This window comes from Thermococcus sp. JdF3 (assembly GCF_012027495.1).
Classification (GTDB): Archaea; Methanobacteriota_B; Thermococci; order Thermococcales; family Thermococcaceae; genus Thermococcus.
Genome location: NZ_SNUK01000005.1, coordinates 125862 through 145654, shown reverse-complemented (window position 1 = coordinate 145654; position 19793 = coordinate 125862). Strand labels below are relative to the sequence as shown.

The following is a 19793-nucleotide window of genomic DNA, read 5'->3' as shown; positions in this document are numbered from 1 at the left end:
TCTCACCAATACATTGTGTGCATGCATCATATTTACGCATTATTCCCCCTGAAAACATTAAAAATTGATATGCTTTAACCAAGAGGGGAGGCAAAATGGCCATCAAGTTAGAAAATGACCATATCGCGGTGAGAGAAACTTACAAAAGCTCCCGGGGAGGGGATTACACTTACATCGTCATGGACTCCAAACTGATGCACATTTCCAAACTTTTCAGACCTTCCAGGAAGGAAGATGAGGAAATTACGTATGACATTTCGATAGAAGAAGCAGAAAAGGTTTTTGGAGAAGAAATTGAACTCGTTGAGTTTAGTTTCTCGAACAGAGGGCATTTCTATCCCAAGATTTACAGGATAAACCTCCAGACGAAAACTATCAGTCAGGAGCTCTCCCGAAACAGAGAAATTCTTGGAAGATACGAATTTGAAATCCTTGGAAGCGAGAATCAGGCCATCAACGAATACGAGAGAAAGGCTCCGCCGCTCATCAAGAAGGTATGGGAGACAGAAAAGAGGCTAAATCTGGAGGTTCACATAAGGGGAGCAAGGGGCGAGGAAGTTCACGAGAATCCTGAACTGGCAAAGTTCAACTCGCTGGTCTTTCCAAATCCAAGGAGCAGAACAAGGTCTCTAAAGGAGAAAATCCGGTTTGCACATGAACTCTATGTTCTGATGCTCGTTATTGACGCTATGCTCAAGGAAACTCCAGAGGAGAGGACACTTCAGATAACGCACAAGGACTGGCCAACACTGGTGGGAAGCAATTTAAACCCACCAGTTACTGTGTGGTACCAGTTCTCAATAAAAGATTGGACTAAAGTAGTGTGGGGCCGTTTCTGGCTGATAATTGACGAGGCCGCAAAGAGAATAGCAAACGGCGAATACGAAGAAGCTGAGAAAATTATTGGAGTAAAACTCCCCAGAACTTATGCAGAAGCCATGAAAGTTCTTGCATCGATGCGCTCCTCCAAAAGAATCCATGTGAAACCCGACATCATGATTTTCAAAGGAGAGTACCACTCAAGGAAGGATATCCTCGAAAATCCACCTAATAGAGCAGTTCTAATAGACGCGAAGGTTGAGATGACCCAGAACGACCTAAAACAGCTCCTAGAGTATAGAGCCAAGTTTCCCGAAACTTTTGGGAACATTAAGTTTATTGTGGCGGCGATTGATAAGATGCCAGCTCACTACATGCACAAACTCGAACGTGAGGGGTACAAGGTAATAGAGCAGGTATTTCCAAACAAACCCGGGGAGAATGAGTTCCAGGAAGTGATAAGGAACATTATTGGAACGTGGAAAGAGTAGAGGAAACATAATTAAGACTTCGTGCGTAGATACAAACCAATGGATGGACATTTGAGGAAATAATAGAGAACTATCCCCCACTGACAGAAGAGGATTTGAAGGCATTTCTGAAAAGTTAAAAAGAGAGGTCAAAGGTACCTCTCCCGCACCCACCTGATGAAGTACTCCGGGTCCAGCTCCTCGCCGATGGCCTTCCTGAGAAGCTCCTTCGGCGGGTAGATGCTTCCGTGCCTGTGGATTCTCTCGCGGAGCCAGGCCTTTATCGGCTCGAACTCCGCGTTGGCCACCTTCTCCTCGAAGTCCGGGATATCGCGCTTCATGTGGTAGTATATCTGCGCCGAGAGGAGCGTTCCTATGCTGTAGGTCGGGAAGTAGCCTATCGTTCCGTGGGCCCAGTGAATGTCCTGGAGGATTCCCTCACGGTAGGTCTTCGGCCTTATGCCGAGGAGGTTCTCCATCTCGTCGTTCCAGAGCTCCGGTAAATCCTTCGCCTTGACACCCTCGTTGAGCATCATTCTCTCGAGCTTGAAGCGGAGCAGAATGTGGAAGTTGTAGGTGACCACATCCGCCTCGGTCCTTATGAAGTCGGGCCTGACCATGTTGAAGTACAGGTAAACGTCCTCGGGCGTGTAGTTGGCCATGAAGGGCAGGTTCTCCTTCAGGACCGGGTAGATGAGTCCCGCGAACTCCCTTGAGCGGCCGATGATGTTCTCCCAGAAGCGGCTCTGGCTCTCGTGGATTCCAAGGGAGACTCCCCCGACTATCGGGCTGAACATGAACCTCTCGTCCTGCTGGAGCTCGTAGAGTGCATGACCGAACTCGTGGACGGTGCTGAGGACGGTCATTCTGAAGTCGTAGCCCTCGTAGCGGGTAGTTATCCTGACGTCCCTTATTCCGAACTCGGTCGTGAAGGGGTGAGCTGAAACGTCAAGCCTTGAGCGGACGCCGAGCGGGAAGCCGAACTTCTCAAGGATCCAGCGGTTCACGCGCTCCATCTGAGCCTGCTCATAGCTCTCCTTCTCGAGCGGGTGGCTCTGGGGAACCCTGCCCTCCTCCATTATCTTCTCGAGGAGAGGCTTTAGCTCCTTCTCCAGCTTGTCGAACATCTTCTCGACGTCCCTGGTGGTGAGGCCCTCCTCGAAGAGGTCGAGTAAAGCGTCGTAGGGCTCGTTCTCGTAGCCGAGGTATTCAGCGGCGCGCTTCGCCAGATCGATTATCCTGTCCAGCCAGGGCTCGAACTTGGAGTAGTCGTCGCTCTTCTTGGCCTCCTCCCAGGCCTTGGTGGCCTGGCTCGTGACCTCGCTCATCTCCCTGAGGAACTCCGGCGGGAAGGAGCGGCTTATCCGTATGTTCCTGTCCAGAACGCGAACGACGCCGCGCTCGTACTCGTTGAGGTCCTCCAGGCCTTTGGCCTTCTCAACGAGCTCGACGAAATCTGGTTTGAGCAGAAACTCCTGGGAAAGCACTGAAAGCTCGCCCTGGGCGACGGAGCGCTCGAGGATTCCCTCCCCGGGCATGTTGACCTCCATGTCCCAGCCGAGGACGCTCTGAGCGTGGTTTATCGCCCATATCCTGCGGTACTTCGTCAGTATATCCCTGATGGTTTCGTTCTGGAAGACGCTCTCCATGGCAACCACCTGAAGGAGTTTGGGAGGCCGAACTTTTAAACCTTTTCGATGAGCATCTAAACGAAGGAGTAGAACTCGATTACTCAGACCGGAAACGGCTTAAGCGGAAAACCATAGTGACATGAAAAGCGAGGGCGGTGATGTGAATGGAACTTGACCTGGTTGTCCTCGGACACGTCTCGATTGACCACATAAGGTTCCCCGGAAGGGAGGAGGTACTTCTGCCGGGCGGAGCGGCGGCGGCCGTGGCCACCTCCGCCGCCCTGGCCGGGGCGAGGGTCGGGCTGGTCACCAAGGTGGGGGAGGACTTTCCGCGGGAGTGGCTCGAAAAGCTCTCCTCCGTTCTGGACGTTAGGGGCGTTCAAATCCTGCCCGGAAAGACGATTCACATCTACATGATTTACCACGAGGACGGGAGCGTCGATGCCCCTGTGGAGATGGGTGTTGCCAGGAATATGGGTGAAACGCAGATCCCAGAGGAGTACATGGAGGCAAAAGTATTTCACATCGCACCCATTCCGCCGGAGGAGCAACTGAAGGCCCTGAAGAGGCTCGAGGGGAAGAGGACGAGCCTGGACTTTAACCCGACGTACATGGCCGACTACCGGGAGAAAACGGACCTCCTGCGGGCGGTGGTCTCGCGTGCCGAGATCATCTTCCCAAACGAGAGGGAGGCCCTCGTTATGACCCGCGCGGAGAGTGTCGAGGAGGCGGCGAGGGTTCTTCACGAGTGGGGCGCAGGAATTGTGGTCGTAACCCGCGGCGAGAGAGGAGTCCTCGTTTACGACGGGGAGTTCCAGGAGTTCCCCGCCCTTTCGATAGACCCACATGAGATAGTGGACCCCACTGGGGCCGGGGACGCCTTCGCCGGCGGCTTCCTGGCCGGCTACGCCAGGGGAGAGCCCTTGGAGACCTGCGTAAAACTCGGACTGGAGAGGGCGAGGGAGGTCCTGAAGAAAAAGGGGAGCTGGAGCATCTAGTCAGTCGCGAGCCTGACGAAGACGTAGAGCACGACCAGCAGGAAAGCGGCCAGGGCGGTTACCTCCAGCCTCGGCAGGAGGGGCGACAGGGAAAACATCAGCAGGTACGTGGGGAAGGCCAGACCAACCGCCGCCAGAAGGACGGCGTAGTGCTCCAGCGGTGCATTCTCCCTGTCGAGGTGGGCCATCTCTATGACCAGAAGGGCAAGGGCCATAACCGCCAGGCCGTAGAAACCGCCGGTCCTGGTGTAGATTAGGAAGGCCCCCACGGAGATGAAAAAGAGGGAGCCGATGAAGTACCACTGAAGGCCCATGAGGGCCAGGGGAAGAAGGAGGAGCGTGCGGCGGTCGATCAGGGCCAGCAGGAGGAAGAGCGGAACCAGCGGTGCAAGGGAGTAGAGCCTTCTTTTTATCCTCATACCTGGATCACCTCCGCTATCGCGGCCTTCAGCGGCTTCCTGACGTCCCAGTCTATTATCCTCCCATAGCCCGCCATTTTCCTTAGCACGGCCCTCCTATGGAGGCTGAGCAGCTTGAGGGCCAGCTCCTCCTCGCGGCTCTTTGGCTCAACGGCGGTGTAGGGGTCCGGGCTTATGACGACGACGTTGTAGCCGAAGGCGGACATTATCCTGAGCGCCTCCCTGCTCTCCTCGGTGAGGAGGGGGGAGAAGTAGACCAGCTGCGCCCTCGGCGGGAAGTGGGAGCGTATCAGGTGCTCGACCTGGTAGGCTATCATGTTGTTCCTGTCGGGCCTGGCCGTGCTGAGGAAGTCGATGCACTTGAAGAAGTGCCTCTTGCCGTAGTCCGGGCGGACCCAGAGGGGAACCTCCTCTGCCAGGAGCAGGCCGAAGCTGGTTCCGCTGTTCAGGGCGTTGAGCATGAGCGAGGCGGCGGCTCGAATGAGGTCGTCGAAGACCAGCTCCCCGGTGTAGGAGGCATCGACGATGAATATCACGTCCACCTTGCGCTCGCTCTCGTACTCGTTGGCCATTATCCTGCCGGTCCTGGCGGTGGCCTTCCAGTTGATTATCTTCAGCGGATCGCCGGGCTGGTACTCCCGGATAGCGTGGAACTCCACGCCCTCGCCGACCCTCGGGCTGGGAAGGGAGCCGACGGTTATCTTGGTTCCCCTCGTGGAGTAGGGCGTTGGAACGTCCTCTATTATGGGAACGCCTATGAGCTCGGTGTAGAGGTCGAACTTCTTCGTGAAGTGGAAGAAGCCGAAGGGATCGCGGTAGCTCAGCTCGACCCAGTTGAACTCGTGGATTCCGCGCTTAACGCGGACGCGGTAGCGGAGCTCCCTCAGCTCGCCTTTCCTCAGGGACAGCACCCACTCGGTTCTCCCGTCTATCAGCTCAAGCCCCTCGGGAAGGTCCTCCCTCACCTTGAGGCTTGGAATCCTCTCGCCGGCCCTTATTTTGAGCACTATCTCAATCTCAGTGCCCTCGAGGAAGCGGTTGTGGGGAATCACCCTCTCCAGCTCGACGTCCATCTTGGGCTTGAAGAAGAACACCGCGACGAAGACCAGCCAAAGGGCCGGAAGGAGGAGGTAAACCAGATCCCAGCGGAGCAGGAGGAAGGCGATGAGGACAAGAAGCCAGAGGGCCAGGAAAAGCTCTTCAGCCTTTTCCGTTGGAACCATTCTCCCCTCTGGCCCGGCGTCCTCAGCGGGCCCCTTCCCAAGTTCAGCGGGTGTTGGAGTCCTTGGAACCGGCTGCACCGTTCCACCTCACTCGAATTTAGGAACCGGAACGCGCTCGAGGAGCTTCTCCATTATGCTCTCCTGGCTCACCTTGGTGTACCACAGCTCGCGCTTGAGGATAAGCCTGTGGCTCAAAGCCGGAACGGCAACGGCTTTAACGTCGTCGGGAATCACGTAGTCCCTTCCGTTGAGGGCGGCGTAGGCCCTGGAGAGCTTAAGAAGGGCCAGGCTCCCCCTCGGAGAGGCGCCTATCTCTATCTCCCTCCTGTCCTCCCTGGTGGCCGTCACGATGTCCGTTATGTACTCCAGTATGGCGTCGCTGACGTAGACCTCCTCCACAGCCCTCTGCATCTCGACCACTTCCTCCGCGCTCAGAACCGTCTGGACGTCCGGTTCCTCCTTCTTCCTGGCCATTCTCCTGCGGAGTATCTCTATCTCCTCCGCCTTCGAGGGGTAGCCGACGCGGAGGCGGACGAGGAACCTGTCAAGCTGGGCCTCCGGGAGCGGGTAGGTTCCCTCCTGCTCTATCGGGTTCTGGGTCGCGATGACGATGAAGGGCCTGGGAAGCGAGTGGGTGCTTCCCTCAACGGTAACCTGCCTCTCCTGCATGGCCTCGAGTAGAGCGGACTGTGTCTTCGGCGGGGCGCGGTTTATCTCGTCCGCGAGGAGTATGTTGGTGAAGACCGGCCCCTTCCTGAACTCGAACTCGAGGGTCTTCTGGTTGAAGACACTCACTCCAAGTATGTCGCTCGGGAGCAGGTCCGGCGTGAACTGGACGCGGGTGAACTGGACGCCGAGGGCCTTGGCGAAGCTCTTGGCCATCAGGGTCTTTGCCAGTCCCGGCAGATCCTCCAGCAGGACGTGGCCGTCGGCGAGTATCGTGGTCAGGATAAGCCTCAGCACCTCGTCCTTCCCGACTATCGCTTTCTTTACCTCCGAGAGAACGGCGTTACCCTTCTCGTGTATCTCTCCCACCTTCATTCAGATCAGCCTCCACAATGTCAAGCGCCTTCTCCAGGTTGTCGAGGAAATCGCCCTCCGCGCGGAGGGTCCTTATGGCCTCGTTCGGGTCCGTGAGGAGTGAGTGATAGGTGGAGTTGTAGTCATCGGACAGGGTGGCGTAGATTTCGGCTATCTTCTCCTCCACCAGCGAGCGGGCGACCCTGCCGGTTCTGGCCTTCCGGAGGAGGGAAACGGTTCTGTCTACGTCCGTCTTCCTCTCAACCCTCTGTTCGCGGTCCCGCCTCCGTCTCGCCACGTTCATCTCAACACCGAACAGAAAGAACGCCATCACTGCCCCCAGGAAGAGAACGGCCAGCCACCTGACCAGGTAGGAACCGGCCAGGGTGGCGACCAGCACCAAAACGGAGCCAACGATAAGAAGGGCCCTATGAAACCTCATTCACAGCACCCCTCATCTTCCTGTAAAGCTCGAGCGCCTTCTCCGCATCCTCCCACGTAACCTTCTCCGGGGCGTACTTTGCCTTCTCAAAGAGCTCAGTTATGCCCCTGAAGGGCTCTCTGAAAATTTGAACCCTCTCCGCGTGCTCCCAGTGGGTCCAGCTTTCCTTGTATGGAACGCCGAGTATCTCGAGCCAGAGGACGGCGTTCTTGTATATCCCAACAACCGCCTCCCTCGGGTCGCTGAACATTTCCAGACCGAGTTCCTCCACCTTCCTGTCAAAGAGCTCCGCCTTAAGCCTCATCTCCCTGAGCTTCCTCCTCCTGAGGGCCTCGCGGTAATAGATCACGGCGAAGTAGGACAGGCCCGCGAGGAACAGAAGCGCCGCACCGTAGAGAACGTAGCTCGAGGGAACCCCCGAGTGAGGGGCGGCTGAAACGGTGTCGTTGTGGTAAACCGGCGCCGGCGGGATAGCGCTGCCGTTGGCCGTCGTGCTGTTAAGGGACGAGTTGAGGGTGGAGTTCACGGAGGGAGTGGGATTCGAGCGGCCGATGTAGTAGAGTATCCCGGCCGCACCGGCTATCGCGAACGCCCAGGCCATAAGATAGGACCTGACGTTAACGGGATACTTTTTCTTGCCTGGCGGGAGGTCCCTCCAGCTCAGGAGCACAAGAAAGATGACCAGCAGGGAGACGGCAACGATTGCGAGCAGCAGAACGCCGAAGGAAGGGGCCTCACTCCGCTGAAGTCCGGAGTTTTTAACACTGTAGCCCATCATGAGGGTCATCAGTGCAAACAGCAGGGTGTAGAGTGCCGCGAATTTTACCCTGATGGACATTTTTATCAGGAGCGGTACGAAGGGCAGGTTTAAAAGCTTTTACCCCGAGGTAAACCTTGGGTGGTAGCATGGAGAAGATGCCGAGGCTCTACGTGGAGGCTCCCGCGGAGGAGTGCATCAAAGGCGGAAAGGTCACCAGGGACTGTGTGATAATCCAGGGGAGCGTTGAGGTCTGGCTGGAAAAGGGTGAGGAGGTTCCCGACTTCGTGGAGGCGGAGAGGGCGAAGTTCCTGGCGAAGGAAATCTACGACCGCTTTTACCAGTACGTGGACGGAACGGAGGGAAGGATGCTCGCCGACGCGGTACTAATTCTCCCCGACGGGAGGACCAGGATATACCTGAAGAAGGGCGACGAGCTGCTCATCCTCCCCGTGGAGGGCTATACAAAGACCATCATAGCCAACGTTGGCAACCGTGTGAGGAGAGGAGACGCCTTCGCGGCGGTGACGACGAAGAAAGGGGAGGTCCACTACCTCAAGCCGCCGAAGACGGGAACGGTTGTCTTCATAGACGAGATAACAAGCAGGCCGCACTACGTGTACTACATCCTGCCCGAGGAATGAAGGGGCTCACCCCTTCCCCATCCCCGCCATCATGGCGTCTATGCTCGACTTGAGGGCCAGCTTTATGCCCTCCAGGGTGTCCATCCCCTTAAGTGTCCGGGTGTTGTGGGCGCTGGTTATGATTATCGACCACTTGTAGAGGTTCTCCTTAACCGGAACGCTCTGGAACATGGCGATGAACTTCTCTCCCCCCACCGAGGCCTCGAGTATCTCCACGTCCGTCTCCCCCAGCTTGGTGGAGTAGACTTCCCTAACTTCGAGGTTTCCATACTCCTTACTCAGCATGTCAGAAAGGTATCCCATGTCAATCACCGGCATTATATAGTGCAACGTCCTTATATACCTGTCGTGCCTTCCGAAAGGGACACCAAAAGCGTTATAAGGCGCGGGAGTAACCCCCCTTGAAGACAGTTTTGGAGTTGAAGGAAATGAAGATTGAAGCTGGAGATTTTGTGGTGTTCCACTACATAGGCAGGTTTGAGAACGGTGAAGTTTTTGACACGAGTTACGAGGACATCGCCAGGGAAAACGAGATATACGTCGAGGAGAGGGAGTACGGCCCGCTCGGCGTCAATGTCGGTGTCGGCGAGATCATCCCGGGCCTCGATGAGGCACTGCTGGGGATGGAGATCGGTGAAAAGAAGACCGTCACAATTCCGCCGGAGAAGGCCTACGGTATGCCCAACCCGGAGCTGGTCATAGAGGTTCCCCTCACCGAGTTCACCAACATAGGGATGGAGCCGGTTGAGGGCATGTACGTCATGACCGACTCGGGGATAGCAAAGATAGCCAAAGTCGGGGAAGAGAGCGTCAGTCTCGACTTCAACCACCCGCTCGCAGGAAAGACCCTCGTGTTCGAGGTCGAGATAGTGGACATAGAAAAGGGAAAGGACTCAGAGTCCGAAGCCACCGCTGATGTTGAGTGACGAGACGCCTTGATAGACGGCCACACCCACAAGCATCAACATGAGGCTGTACTTAAGCCCGGCGGAGTACTTTCCTTCTCTTATTACCCCAATTCCAAGGCCGGAGATAAAGGCCTGAATGATAACGAAGCCCAGGAGTATCAGTTTGATGGTGTCAACCGGGAGTACCACCATGTCCGTTCCCATTGTCTCCATGACCTTGTAAACGACCGCGAGTATCATGGGGCCTATGAATCCACTGGTGATTATAAAAAACATCATCTGCATGCCAGTGGAAGCCTTGCGCTCCTGTCTGATTCTGAGTATCTCTCTCACGTCGTTGCCGACGTAGACCAGAACATCGCTCATAGGGGCACCGCGCTCTAGGGCCTCAATGATAATCATCATCGATCTGTACAGGACCACCGATTTTCTGTTCCGAATTGCAAAGGCCCTGAGGGCATCGACGGTGGGACGGCCCTTCTTTATCTCCGCCACGGTCTTCTTAAACTCATCAGTCAATGCCCCGAACTTGGCCGTGGTAAGCTCCTCCAGCGCCTCCGAGAAGGATATTCCAGCACGGAGTGAGCTGGCAAGGTAGAAAAACGCATCGGGAAGGTTCTTCTCCATCTCCTCAACACGCTTCATGACTTTCCAGTAGGGATACCCAAAGGCCATACCAAGGAAGAGGGCAATGAACGCGGCCACAGAGTAGGGCCATGTGGACACCATCTCCACAAGGAGCGCACCAATAATACCGAACAGGATGGAGATAACGAGATACTCAACAGCAAGGAAGTTCAATCCCGCCGAATAAATGAATATCTCATAACGCTTCACCCACTTCTGGGGAAGGATCCGTTGAAACGCAGAGACTAGCAGAGACGTTATTCCACGGGGCATGCGGATCACCTGGGTTCTCCCTTCTTGATCATGTTTATGATTATGAACGACACCCCCGGAAACGCGAAGAGCAGTATCACCGCGAGCGCCTCGGGGGGCATGACGAGGTGCTGGGCCATCACGGAACCTGCCAGGATACCAACGACGAACATCGTGGGCATGACGATCGTGAGAAACATATAAATGAAGGATATACCGTTGACTTTCTGGACGTACTCAACCAACTTCATCCTGTACTCAAAGGAGAAATCCTCCGCCATCTTATAGAGTATCTCGGAGAGGTTGCCGCCAAACTTAACCGCCCTCAGTATCTGTTTAACCACCCTGCTAACGCTTTCGGACGCCATTTTCTGCTCAAACTTGGATAGGGAGTCTTCAAAGGAAGAACCAGCCCTCATCTCCATCAGTATAAACTCGAACTCTTCAGAGATTGGGCCATAGTCAGCCCTGGACACCGAAAGCATGGCCTCCGCGATACCGACGCCGGCACTGAGCAGTGAGGCCATATGCCTGAGGGCGTAGGGAAGGGCACGTTCCACCTCCACCACGCGTCTTTTCCACACCATGCGGGGGTAGTGCCTCATGTACATGAATCCACCGATAAAACCAAGGATCGCCAGCAGGACTATTATATCGGGTGTCAGGTAGAGCAGATATCCAAACAGGGCAGAGAACACCGCGGAGAAAATAGCCACCAGGAGTATGAGGGCGACGTATTTTTCCTTGGGCGTTGTCATGCTGGCACGGTAAAGGTCCTCATCCAGGCCCCGGAGGGATTTAGTAAGGGACTCTATGGGGCCCTTAAAGTAGCGCAGCATGGCATCCGCAAGCCTGTCAGAGAACGGGCGCTGTATTTCCTGCTTCCGCCACTCCAGAATTTCTTCAAGCTGCTTCTCCTTTTCCTCCTCCCGCTTTTCAGTTTCCATCTCCTTCTGGAGCTGTTTGAGGGCCTTCAGTCTCTCCTGAACTGACCTGCCCTCCGGTATCCTTCTGACGGGCCTTTCCGCAACCTCGATAGTTTTTCCCCCGAGGCGCTCGAGGAAGTTGACAAACGCATCGAAGACCCCCATCGACATCACCTTCAAATCAAAGTCTTTATCTGTCTGCTCGTCTCAGTGCTGCCCTCGGCCTCGATTTTCTTCAGAAGCGACTCCTCGTCTATGTAGAACTGCCGGATATAGTAGCCCACCTTCTCGATGCTCCTGATACCTCTTTCAATCATCCAGTCAAGGATTATCTTTCTCTTCTCCTTCTCCAGTTCCAGCTCGGAGACGCTCATTCCCGTGTGGTGGGCGAGGAGATTGAGGGTTCTGCTGGGGACACCCGTTGATACGAGCTCGTCCTTGGCAGGATCGTACTTGTAGAGCTTGTTGAGCTGTATGCTCTCTCCCTCAACTCCCGATATCTCCGCTATTTCAGTAATGCGCCTTATGGTGCCCTTCTTTCTGCTGTGGAACCTGACCTGCATGATGATTATATCCAGCGCCGGAATCATAATCCTCGGAACGGACATGGGAGGGCTCTCAAGGCGTATTATTGTCTCGCGGGCACTGTTGGCGTGGATTGTGCCCATACAGTTCGAAACAAGTATACCATTGGCAACGTAGTTGTGATCCTCCTCGACGGTGAGGTCGTAGAGGTACTCTATACCCAGCTCCGCCGGCTCGACCTCATCAACACTCACGACCTCGTCCCAGTAGACGTCGCCGTCCGCTATGAGTTCAAGCCTCTTCGCCTGAACCCAGGCCTCGTCATCGTTCAAATCCTTCGCCACCCGCTGGAGGGCGAGGGCTATTCCCTTCAAAGCGGAGCGCCTTATCTCCTTCACCCTGCCCTTCTCGACGTGGCGTATGAGGCTTTCCGAAACCTTCTCGCCGGCGTGGCTGGTGGCGAGCTTTGAAAGCTCGGAAACCCTGAGGTTGAGCCCCCTCCTTATGGGTTCGAGCATTGCCGGCGAAATCGGAACGCGGTCGGTCCTCTTTCCGCGGTGCGGTCTGTACTTCCTGATGAGCTCCTCAAGCCTCGCCTTCTTCCGTGAGTGCCTGAGGGGAACCGAGCGGTTGAACCTGATGAGGTCATCAACGCCCCTCACGGTAACCCTGAAGGTTACGCCCTCCTTGTAGCCTTTGTTCCTCACGCGGGAGACCGTGCTTATTATCCCGAGTCTCTGAAGGGCGTACCAGACCTTCCTCGCGAGGTTCTCACTCTTCGTCGTGAGGATTACGGCCGGGCCGTTCTCGTCCACGTAGCCATCGGCATCGAAGAGGCCCGCTATGAAGTACCTCAAAAGCTCGTCGTTCGACAGCACCAAATCGGGCACGTCGAGGTTCTCCTTCCTGCCCTTGGGAATTCCGAATGCCCTGTGAAGGAACTCGGCGAATATCTTCGAGCCGTAGGTCACAACGGTGTAGCCCTCGTTTCTTTTGATTTCGGGCTCGCTCTCCGGCAGGAACTCCGACAGGGCCGAGGTGAAGGCGTTCATGTAGGAGGAGTCGTCGAAGGTGGCCGAGACGTAGTAGCCGTTCGAGGAGATGTAGCCGTCGCCGAGGAGTACGCCAACGGCATAGGAGAGCTTCTCGTCCACCTCGCGGACAATCCTTACGGGCTTCGAGTTGACTGAGATTAAATATTGGGCCATTTCAGGCGGGATTCCGTCGTTCGGAACCTTCACGAGGCCCTCTCCGCCGGGGACGATGTAGTAGTCACTTATCCCCGCGTAAACCTCCGGACTTACGATGGCCTTCCTCTGCGGTGGCCTCGGCGGTTTCCTCATCACCGCGACCCTATCGCCGGGTTTCAGCTTCTCCGCCTCTTTTCTCACGACGTCGCCATCGGAGAAGACGAAGAACGGGTGGGTCTTGGTGAGTATCACCTCGTTGCCTGTCCTCGTTCTCACGCGGATAAGCTTCTCCCCGGGCCTTACCTTTCTCCTCCAGACCCTTGAAACGATGTGCTTCCCGGCATTCAGGTCGGGGCCGACGCTTACCACCTCAAACCTGTCCTTCTCGTCGAGGACTATGTACTCCAAATCCCTGTAGGTTTCAACCCTGTCCGAGTACTTCTCGAAGAGTTCATCGATGAGGTCGCCGATGAGCACGAACCTGCCGTCCGAGAGCTGTATGACCGAGAAGTCGTAGAGGGCCCCATTATGTCCCGTGTTCATCGCCGTGAACATCGTCCTCGCTTCCGGACCACGAACCTCACCAACGATGATTCTATCCGGCCTCATACGGAGGGTGTTCTTAACGAGATCGTCCATTGTTATCTCGCCCTTACCTTCAACGTTGGGCGGTCTCGTCTCAAGCCTCACCCAGTGCTCCACCGGGAGCTGGAGCTCCGCGGTGTCCTCTATGGTGATGACGCGCTCGCTCGGTGGAATAAACATCCCGAGTGAGTTGAGGGTGGTGGTCTTACCGGAACCGGTACCACCCGCGACGAGGACGTTGGCGGGCTTGACACCGAGTCCATCGACAAAGATCCAGAGGAGGGCCGCTATGTCGGTGTTCATAGTGCCGTATTTGATGAGGTCTATGATGGTGAGCGGGTCCTTCTTGAACTTACGGATGGTTATCGTCGGGCCGTCGAGGCTGATCGGCGGGATTGTCGCGTTCACACGGCTTCCATCGGGAAGGCGGGCATCAAGGAGGGGACTCTGCTGGTCTATCCTTCTGCCGACCTCCCTGGCTATGCGCTCGATGATGTTCAGTATCTCCTTCTCCTCCTCAAACACGATGTTGGTCTTGCACATGTTAAAGCGCCTGTGCCAGACGTAAACCGGCCTGTTGTTTCCTATGACCATGACTTCCTCAAGGTTGTCGTCGCGGACGAGGGGATCAAGCTTGCCGTAGCCTATCATGACCTGAACTATCATGTCGGCGAGTACCTCTATCCTGCCCTCCGAGAAGTGGGGGGCCGCAGACTTCAGCATTTTCCTGATGGCGTTCATGAAGACCCTTCTCCGTTCCTCCGGATTTGGAAAGGCGGTGGGGTCTATCTGGAGCTCCGTTATTGCCCGTTCTTTTATAAGGCGGAGGAGTTCCTCTTCCTCTCTGCTGAGTTTAGGGAGACGTATTTCATATATCGGGACGGGTTCTCCCTTAACCCGCAAAATGCGAACGTTACCATAGGCATCGAGAACCTCAGCCTTTCCAACGTACTTTGTTTCCTCCGCGGGAGGGAACGTGCTCAATATATCCTGAAGGGTTGATGGGGGTGGTGATGTGGGTTTCGCCTTGGGCCTGGGCTCCTCCCTCGGCGGTGCCGTGGAGAAAATCTCCCCCAGAAGGTCCGCCCCTGTGGGGCGACTCTGAGCGGCTTCCTCGGGAGTGGTGGGCTTGCTGAGTATCTCCTGAAGGTCTATACCCCCACTCCCCGCAATGGGGAACGGGGCCTCTGGGGCCTCTTTTTCACCGGACTTCTTTCTCTCAGGTTCTTTTTTTTCATCCCTGGGAGCGGTCTTTTTGCTGGAGGTCAGCATATTCTCCAGTAGGTCATCCTCACCGTTCAGGATTTCATCTATCCAGGAGGTGGGCTTTTTCTTCTTCTCATCATCAAACGCCAACTTTTACAGCCCCCCCGCGCTCCATTCAACACGGTAGGTTATCTCCACACCGGTTCCCGTTGTGACGACCCACACAGGCAACTCGTATGATTCATTCGACGGGAGAACCTGACCTGGCATTCCAACACTGACACCGGTAAGAAGCGTTGGAGTGAGCTGGAACATCCCCTGTGGCATCTGAACGCTGTTTTCTACGTTCACAGAGCGCCTCCCTGTTCCGGTGTATTCAAAAAGTGCGTCCACATACTCGCTGTAGTTCATGGTGTAGTTCGGAGTGAAGTCGTACATCCTCCCATCAACGAACACAACCGGGACGGTAACGGCAAAGAACTTCCTGAACGTACCCTCATCCCCCGAGTACACGTTGAACTTAACGACTCCCTGGTACTCCAGAATACGGATGTGTCCATCGACGAGTGGGAACATTGAGAGCGCCGAGAGCTGGGATGGGGAGTTAAGGAGAGGAGGCACAACAACACCGCAGCCGATGGAGGTACCATCGGTTCCCCCACACGTAATGGACGGGAGAGAGTATGACTCGGTTTTGGAGACCCTGACGTTTATCACAACGGTTTCGTACGGCATAATCCATATGCCAGGATTGTAGTTAAGGTTCATTCCCTTATCTATGTAGAACCCAAGGTCCGTCTCATTGTTCCCGCGCCGGTAAACGGTTATATTGTACGCGGGATTGAGAACAAGAAACTTGGGAAACGGGGCGGTGTTTACAAGGGTAACGTTAAGGTCGATTAGAACATCACCCTGGAGTGTGCCTGCGGCCCGCACTTGATAGTGGCCAGGCAGAGCCGCAAATAACGAAATGAAAAGTAAAAGAAATGCCGCGGGGCGTTTCACGGCTATCACCTCACGTCGATACTCTGACAAGGTAAAGGGAGTTCTGGTTGGCCAGCACGTCCGGGACAAATATCGAGGGAACTTTGACTATAACGAGCAGCTGGGTGTTGTGGTCAATGGCCTCCAATGACGTGTCCTTCTCGAGGTCAAGAACCTTCCATCCGTACGCACTGAGCTGCTGCTTAACCTCCTCGCTGGCCTGTATCTTACCGGCGGCTATCGCTTTGAGTATCTCCGCCAGATTCACGCTGTAGGAGTAACTGCCGGACGAACTCTGACTCACTGACTGACTGTTGGTAACGGAGTCACTCGCACTGCTGCTGTCAGATATCGAGGCTCCACCAGGGGAAGCGGATGAGGAGTGGCTCTCACTGTAAGTGGTCGATGAGGAAGTGGAGGAGGAACTTGACTGACTCTGGGACTCACTCACTGATATCGAACCCGACTGAACCGGCAGGAGGACAAGCTCAAAGTACCCGTCAACCGTCGTTGTGTTCTGGCCCTGGATAAAGAGTTTTATTCTGTCACCCGGCGAAAGGAACGCACCGTTTATGTTTCTCTTGGGGAGGACAAGGGACATCTCCACCCACTCAACCTTCACGACGTTGTACTTCATAAGCTCCTTATAGTCCATAATGCCTCCCAGCACAGCCTTGGCATCCGCCTTAGTGACCATCTTCTTGGAGTCCCCGTACTCAAGTATCACATCCTGTCCGGGGAGGGCGTCAATGCGCCAGTAGTAGTAGTCCCTCCACACCTCCAGGAGGTACGGGTCGGCCTTTATGGAGTTGACCTCATCAACACTGGTGGCGGACATGACGCGCTCCTTGAGGTCGTTCATGTACGTTACAGTTTTGGTGCGGATGTCATCCGGTAGAGGCATCGAGAGAAGCGGCTGGAACTCAAGCTCAAGGAGTTTTAATTTCTGCTCCTTTGTCCGGTTCAGCTGCTTCTCCAGCTCCACCCGATGGAGTTCATCGATACATGAATTGTACTCACGCAACGCAATGTCATAGCTCCCCTTAACATCAACGGCATTGAGTTCATCAACGGATTTGGCATGAAGGATCTGGTTGAGCAGCTGGGATTTGATAGCGTTAGCTTTGGGGGAGCAGTTGGTATTGTTGAATATATCGGGCTTGAAGTAGAGGTTAACCTCGGCCAGTTTTTTGTTTCTGGCGTTGGTAAGTTCCTCGGCGGCACGGTTTTGGAGATAAATGTAGGCGCCAACTGATGTCAGAATTAGCACGATTATCACGATAGAAACTCCTATTAGGATCCTCTTCCTCCGCTCTTTCTCGCGGATACTACCAACCGAGCGCGGTCTCCGGGAGGGTTTTTTAGCAGGGGCAGGTTTTGGGGCCACGGGGGGTTCTGGTTCGGCGCTGGCTTTACCCAGCTCCCTCAGACGGCGAATCTTCGCCTCGATATCCTCGGACACGTTGAGCACCACCATCAATCGTTATCATAACGGGCTTCTTATATCGAATAGTTTTTTGAACGTCAATCTTTATTTAGGTTTCGGTGAGGGTATGGAGCGGCTAGAGATTCGCGTAGCAGAAATACGGGGAAAATGCCCCGTTTTTCATGTTGGAGACAGGATAGTGGTCGAGGGGCCGGAGGTAAAGCTCGAGGAAACCGACGCCATATGCACCCATGCATTCGCATCGCTCCTGCCGTACATAGTTGCGCTGCGAAAGGGTATTAAGCCGAGTGAACTAGGCCTGGGCAGGGGAGAGAAGGCATACGTTCAGTGCCTCGACCCGGGGCCGCCGTACACGGACGGCGGCACGGTAATCCTCGAGATAACGGTGGTGAGAGATGAAGGCGAGAAAGGCGTGGAGGGTGGTGAGGGAGGTAGTTGACGAGGCCGACGTTATCGTCGAGGTCGTCGATGCCCGTGACCCCATAGGAACGAGGAACCGAAAGCTTGAGAGGCTCATCCTGGAGAAGGAAAAACCACTCCTCATAGTCATGAACAAGGCAGACCTGGTTCCAAAAGAATGGGCCGAGGAGTACAAGAGGAAGAGCGACGTTCCGGTCGTTTTCATCTCCGCCCGTGAGAGAAAGGGAACCGGGATACTGAGGAGGGAGATAAAGAGGCTCGCCAGGCCGCTTTTGGATGAGAGGGAAAAGGTCAAGGTGGCCCTCATCGGCTATCCCAACGTGGGGAAGAGCACGATAATAAACACCCTGAAGGGAAAGAAAGCAGTTGGAACCGCCCCGATTCCCGGCTACACAAAGGGTAAACAAGTGATAAAGCTGAGCAAAAAGCTATGGCTCCTCGACAGCCCCGGCGTCATCCCGATAGACGACTTCGACGAGCTGGTCATCAAGGGAGGCTTCCCCGCGGACAAGATAGATGAACCAGTAAAACCGGCGCTCAAACTCATCAGGCGTATTCTGGATACGAGGAAGGAGGCCCTCACCGAGAAGTTTGGCATCGAGGAGTTTGAGGGCGAGGAGGAGATCCTCAGGAAGATAGGCGAGAGAAGGGGCCTCATAAAGGCCGGCGGTGAGGTCGATCTGGAGGAGACGGCAAGATGGTTCCTCAGGGAGTGGCAGACCGGCCGTTTTACTCTTTTCGGAAAGGAGAAACAGGAAAAAGAAGAGTTCACCCGGGACTTCGAGGATGTCCTTGAGGGAGTTGAAAGGGACCTCCTCCTGGACCCGAGGAGGATACTCTGGAGGTACGGGGACGAGCTGAGGGGGAAGCTGGACGGCACAAAGCGCGTAGGAATAAGGGAGATAGAGGGCTTCACCGTGGGAATAGCGACGGGCTTCAAGAAGTGCCACGGCGGAACAAAGCTCCTGGAGCGGCTGACAGGCAAGCACGTCCTGGCGAGCGAGTGCTTCGGAAAGAAGTGGAAGGGTGTGGTGGCGATACTGGAGTAGCTAACCGGAGCCGGAGGAGACAAAGGCCAGACCGGCGCTTAGAACGGCCATGGCAAGACCCGGGGCCACTATCCACCACCAGTAGCCCCCGTAGAGCGCCCCCTGGTTCATGGCCTCTATCATGAAGGAGCCCCAGTTGGTGCCCGGAATCAGGCCGAAGAATCCGAACACTGAAATCAGCGCCACTATCCTGGCCAGGAGTATGGTGGAGTACCTGAGGGAGAACTCCCCGACCGGCGGGAGTATGTGCCTCCTCAGGACCCAGAGCGTGCCGGCACCCATGCTCACCGCGGCTTTGACGTACTCGTTCACCTTCTCCTTTATCGTTATCATTCTAACCGTCTTGGCGAACTTCCCGAGGGTTAGGAGGGCAACGAAGAACATGAAGAGGACGGGGTTTATCCTGACCTGCTGGCCGTAGCCCTGGGTGGAGAAGAGCCAGACGAGGACGACGAGGATTGGGAGCATCGGCAAAGCCACCAGAACCTCCAGGAGGAACGTTATGAACTCACCCAGGGCACCGCCAACGTAGCCCGAAATGAGACCTATTAGAACCCCCAGAACCACTATCAGCACCGTGGTGAAGAAGGCCAGGTAGAGGGTGTTGTTCATTCCCTTGACGAAGCCCACCCACATGTCCCTGCCGTAGGAGTCCGTGCCGAGGAGACCGTAGCAGGTTCCAAGGATTTCAACGGAAGGGGTCGCGTTTCCTGCTAAGCGAACCTCAAAGACGTACTCCCCGTTGAGGGTTGCCATACTTCCGTCGCGGGAGAACAAAAGCTCGGTCGCGGAGAAGAGGACGTATCCAGCTTCGCTGAGATTGAGAACGTCGGAAAGAGAGGAAACAACTGCCACCCGCATGTTGGTGTTGAGGCTGAGATTGCTGGAGGTGGCGATGCCCCGATAGAGGGGCACTCTGATCCCGTCCGGCCTTAAAACGCTTATCTCAACCTCCTCGCCGTAGGGAAGGCCGTAGAATCTGACGTCGCTCGGCTTATCGCGGTAGGTATGTTCGTAGGAAAATCTGTAAACCGAGGAACCATTCGCCTCAACGAGCGACGGCTCCAGGAAGACAGTGGGAGTTCTGTCGCCGAATAGTGCGAACCACGAGGGATATGCCATTCGCGGGTTGTCCTTCCAGTAGTTGAGATTCTCCCAGTTGGCAATGTCCTCCTCGCTCACGCCCGCGTTCGAGAAGATTACGAAGAGCGCGAAGATTACGAGTATCGCCACTCCCGCTTTCCTTCCCAT

At 55.5% G+C, this 19793-nt stretch carries 20 protein-coding genes; 7 read left to right on the top strand and 13 right to left on the bottom strand.

Features of this window, described 5'->3' with window-relative positions; genetic code table 11:
- Positions 1-95: 95 nt before the first annotated feature.
- Both E3E42_RS09225 and E3E42_RS12200 read left to right on the top strand, forming a co-directional pair.
- Positions 96-1310: a hypothetical protein gene (locus tag E3E42_RS09225; protein ID WP_167904279.1), complete on the top strand. Its 1215-nt coding sequence runs from the start codon at positions 96-98 to the stop codon at positions 1308-1310.
- Between the two features lie 29 nt (positions 1311-1339).
- Positions 1340-1429 carry a DUF433 domain-containing protein gene (locus tag E3E42_RS12200; protein WP_167904385.1) on the top strand — a complete coding sequence of 30 codons (90 nt, stop codon included), beginning with the start codon at positions 1340-1342 and terminating at the stop codon, positions 1427-1429.
- Between the two features lie 9 nt (positions 1430-1438).
- On the opposite strand, the gene E3E42_RS09215 is transcribed toward E3E42_RS12200, so the two are convergent.
- Positions 1439-2938 (bottom strand): carboxypeptidase M32, encoded by a 1500-nt coding sequence (locus tag E3E42_RS09215; RefSeq protein ID WP_167904384.1) that lies wholly within the window; start codon positions 2936-2938, stop codon positions 1439-1441.
- A gap of 146 nt (positions 2939-3084) precedes the next feature.
- On the opposite strand from E3E42_RS09215, the gene E3E42_RS09210 reads away from it, so the two are divergent.
- Positions 3085-3918, top strand: coding sequence for a carbohydrate kinase family protein (locus E3E42_RS09210; RefSeq protein ID WP_167904278.1), 834 nt, complete (start codon positions 3085-3087; stop codon positions 3916-3918).
- On the opposite strand, the gene E3E42_RS09205 is transcribed toward E3E42_RS09210, so the two are convergent.
- Genes E3E42_RS09205 through E3E42_RS09185 form a run of 5 tightly spaced genes read right to left on the bottom strand, consistent with a single transcriptional unit; the run spans position 3915 to position 7860 of the window.
- A complete protein-coding gene (locus E3E42_RS09205; RefSeq protein ID WP_167904277.1) occupies positions 3915-4337 on the bottom strand; it encodes a hypothetical protein in 423 nt (140 codons plus the stop codon). The genes E3E42_RS09210 and E3E42_RS09205 overlap by 4 nt on opposite strands.
- The gene (locus E3E42_RS09200) at positions 4334-5638 is read right to left on the bottom strand and encodes a DUF58 domain-containing protein (RefSeq protein WP_167904275.1); all 1305 of its coding nucleotides are present in this window, start codon (positions 5636-5638) and stop codon (positions 4334-4336) included. The genes E3E42_RS09205 and E3E42_RS09200 overlap by 4 nt, the downstream gene beginning before the upstream one ends.
- A 9-nt stretch (positions 5639-5647) precedes the next feature.
- Positions 5648-6601, bottom strand: coding sequence for a MoxR family ATPase (locus E3E42_RS09195; protein ID WP_167904273.1), 954 nt, complete (start codon positions 6599-6601; stop codon positions 5648-5650).
- Positions 6570-7022 carry a hypothetical protein gene (locus E3E42_RS09190; protein WP_167904271.1) on the bottom strand — a complete coding sequence of 151 codons (453 nt, stop codon included), beginning with the start codon at positions 7020-7022 and terminating at the stop codon, positions 6570-6572. The genes E3E42_RS09195 and E3E42_RS09190 overlap by 32 nt, the downstream gene beginning before the upstream one ends.
- Complete coding sequence (locus E3E42_RS09185) at positions 7009-7860, bottom strand: DUF4129 domain-containing protein (protein WP_167904269.1); 852 nt, start codon at positions 7858-7860, stop codon at positions 7009-7011. The genes E3E42_RS09190 and E3E42_RS09185 overlap by 14 nt, the downstream gene beginning before the upstream one ends.
- A gap of 68 nt (positions 7861-7928) precedes the next feature.
- Here E3E42_RS09185 and E3E42_RS09180 point away from each other — a divergent pair, with 68 nt between their 5' ends.
- Positions 7929-8423, top strand: coding sequence for a DUF2118 family protein (locus E3E42_RS09180; RefSeq protein WP_167904267.1), 495 nt, complete (start codon positions 7929-7931; stop codon positions 8421-8423).
- A gap of 6 nt (positions 8424-8429) precedes the next feature.
- Here E3E42_RS09180 and E3E42_RS09175 read toward each other — a convergent pair whose 3' ends face one another.
- On the bottom strand, positions 8430-8726 hold the full coding sequence (locus E3E42_RS09175) for a hypothetical protein (RefSeq protein WP_167904383.1): 297 nt from the start codon (positions 8724-8726) through the stop codon (positions 8430-8432).
- A gap of 125 nt (positions 8727-8851) precedes the next feature.
- Here E3E42_RS09175 and E3E42_RS09170 point away from each other — a divergent pair, with 125 nt between their 5' ends.
- Positions 8852-9349 (top strand): peptidylprolyl isomerase, encoded by a 498-nt coding sequence (locus E3E42_RS09170; protein WP_167904382.1) that lies wholly within the window; start codon positions 8852-8854, stop codon positions 9347-9349.
- On the opposite strand, the gene E3E42_RS09165 is transcribed toward E3E42_RS09170, so the two are convergent.
- The 5 genes from E3E42_RS09165 to E3E42_RS09145 all read right to left on the bottom strand — a co-directional run bounded on the left by E3E42_RS09165 (position 9317) and on the right by E3E42_RS09145 (position 17103).
- Positions 9317-10231 carry a type II secretion system F family protein gene (locus tag E3E42_RS09165; protein ID WP_167904265.1) on the bottom strand — a complete coding sequence of 305 codons (915 nt, stop codon included), beginning with the start codon at positions 10229-10231 and terminating at the stop codon, positions 9317-9319. The two genes, E3E42_RS09170 and E3E42_RS09165, sit on opposite strands and share 33 nt — an antisense overlap.
- Positions 10232-10236: 5 nt before the next feature.
- On the bottom strand, positions 10237-11301 hold the full coding sequence (locus E3E42_RS09160; protein WP_167904381.1) for a type II secretion system F family protein: 1065 nt from the start codon (positions 11299-11301) through the stop codon (positions 10237-10239).
- 11 nt (positions 11302-11312) lie between these two features.
- Entirely contained in the window at positions 11313-14792 is a 3480-nt protein-coding gene (locus tag E3E42_RS09155; RefSeq protein WP_167904263.1) for an ATPase, T2SS/T4P/T4SS family, read from the bottom strand.
- Between the two features lie 3 nt (positions 14793-14795).
- On the bottom strand, positions 14796-15578 hold the full coding sequence (locus E3E42_RS09150) for a hypothetical protein (RefSeq protein ID WP_167904261.1): 783 nt from the start codon (positions 15576-15578) through the stop codon (positions 14796-14798).
- A 79-nt stretch (positions 15579-15657) separates the two neighbouring features.
- The gene (locus E3E42_RS09145) at positions 15658-17103 is read right to left on the bottom strand and encodes a DUF515 domain-containing protein (protein ID WP_206206083.1); all 1446 of its coding nucleotides are present in this window, start codon (positions 17101-17103) and stop codon (positions 15658-15660) included.
- Positions 17104-17179: 76 nt separating this feature from the next.
- On the opposite strand from E3E42_RS09145, the gene E3E42_RS09140 reads away from it, so the two are divergent.
- Together E3E42_RS09140 and E3E42_RS09135 are read left to right on the top strand one after the other, a co-directional pair.
- Complete coding sequence (locus E3E42_RS09140; RefSeq protein WP_167904259.1) at positions 17180-17512, top strand: TIGR04076 family protein; 333 nt, start codon at positions 17180-17182, stop codon at positions 17510-17512.
- Positions 17469-18542, top strand: a complete 1074-nt coding sequence (locus E3E42_RS09135) for a GTPase (RefSeq protein WP_167904257.1) — start codon at positions 17469-17471, stop codon at positions 18540-18542. Before E3E42_RS09140 ends, E3E42_RS09135 begins: the two co-directional genes overlap by 44 nt.
- Here E3E42_RS09135 and E3E42_RS09130 read toward each other — a convergent pair whose 3' ends face one another.
- Positions 18543-19793: an ABC transporter permease gene (locus tag E3E42_RS09130; protein ID WP_014788866.1), complete on the bottom strand. Its 1251-nt coding sequence runs from the start codon at positions 19791-19793 to the stop codon at positions 18543-18545.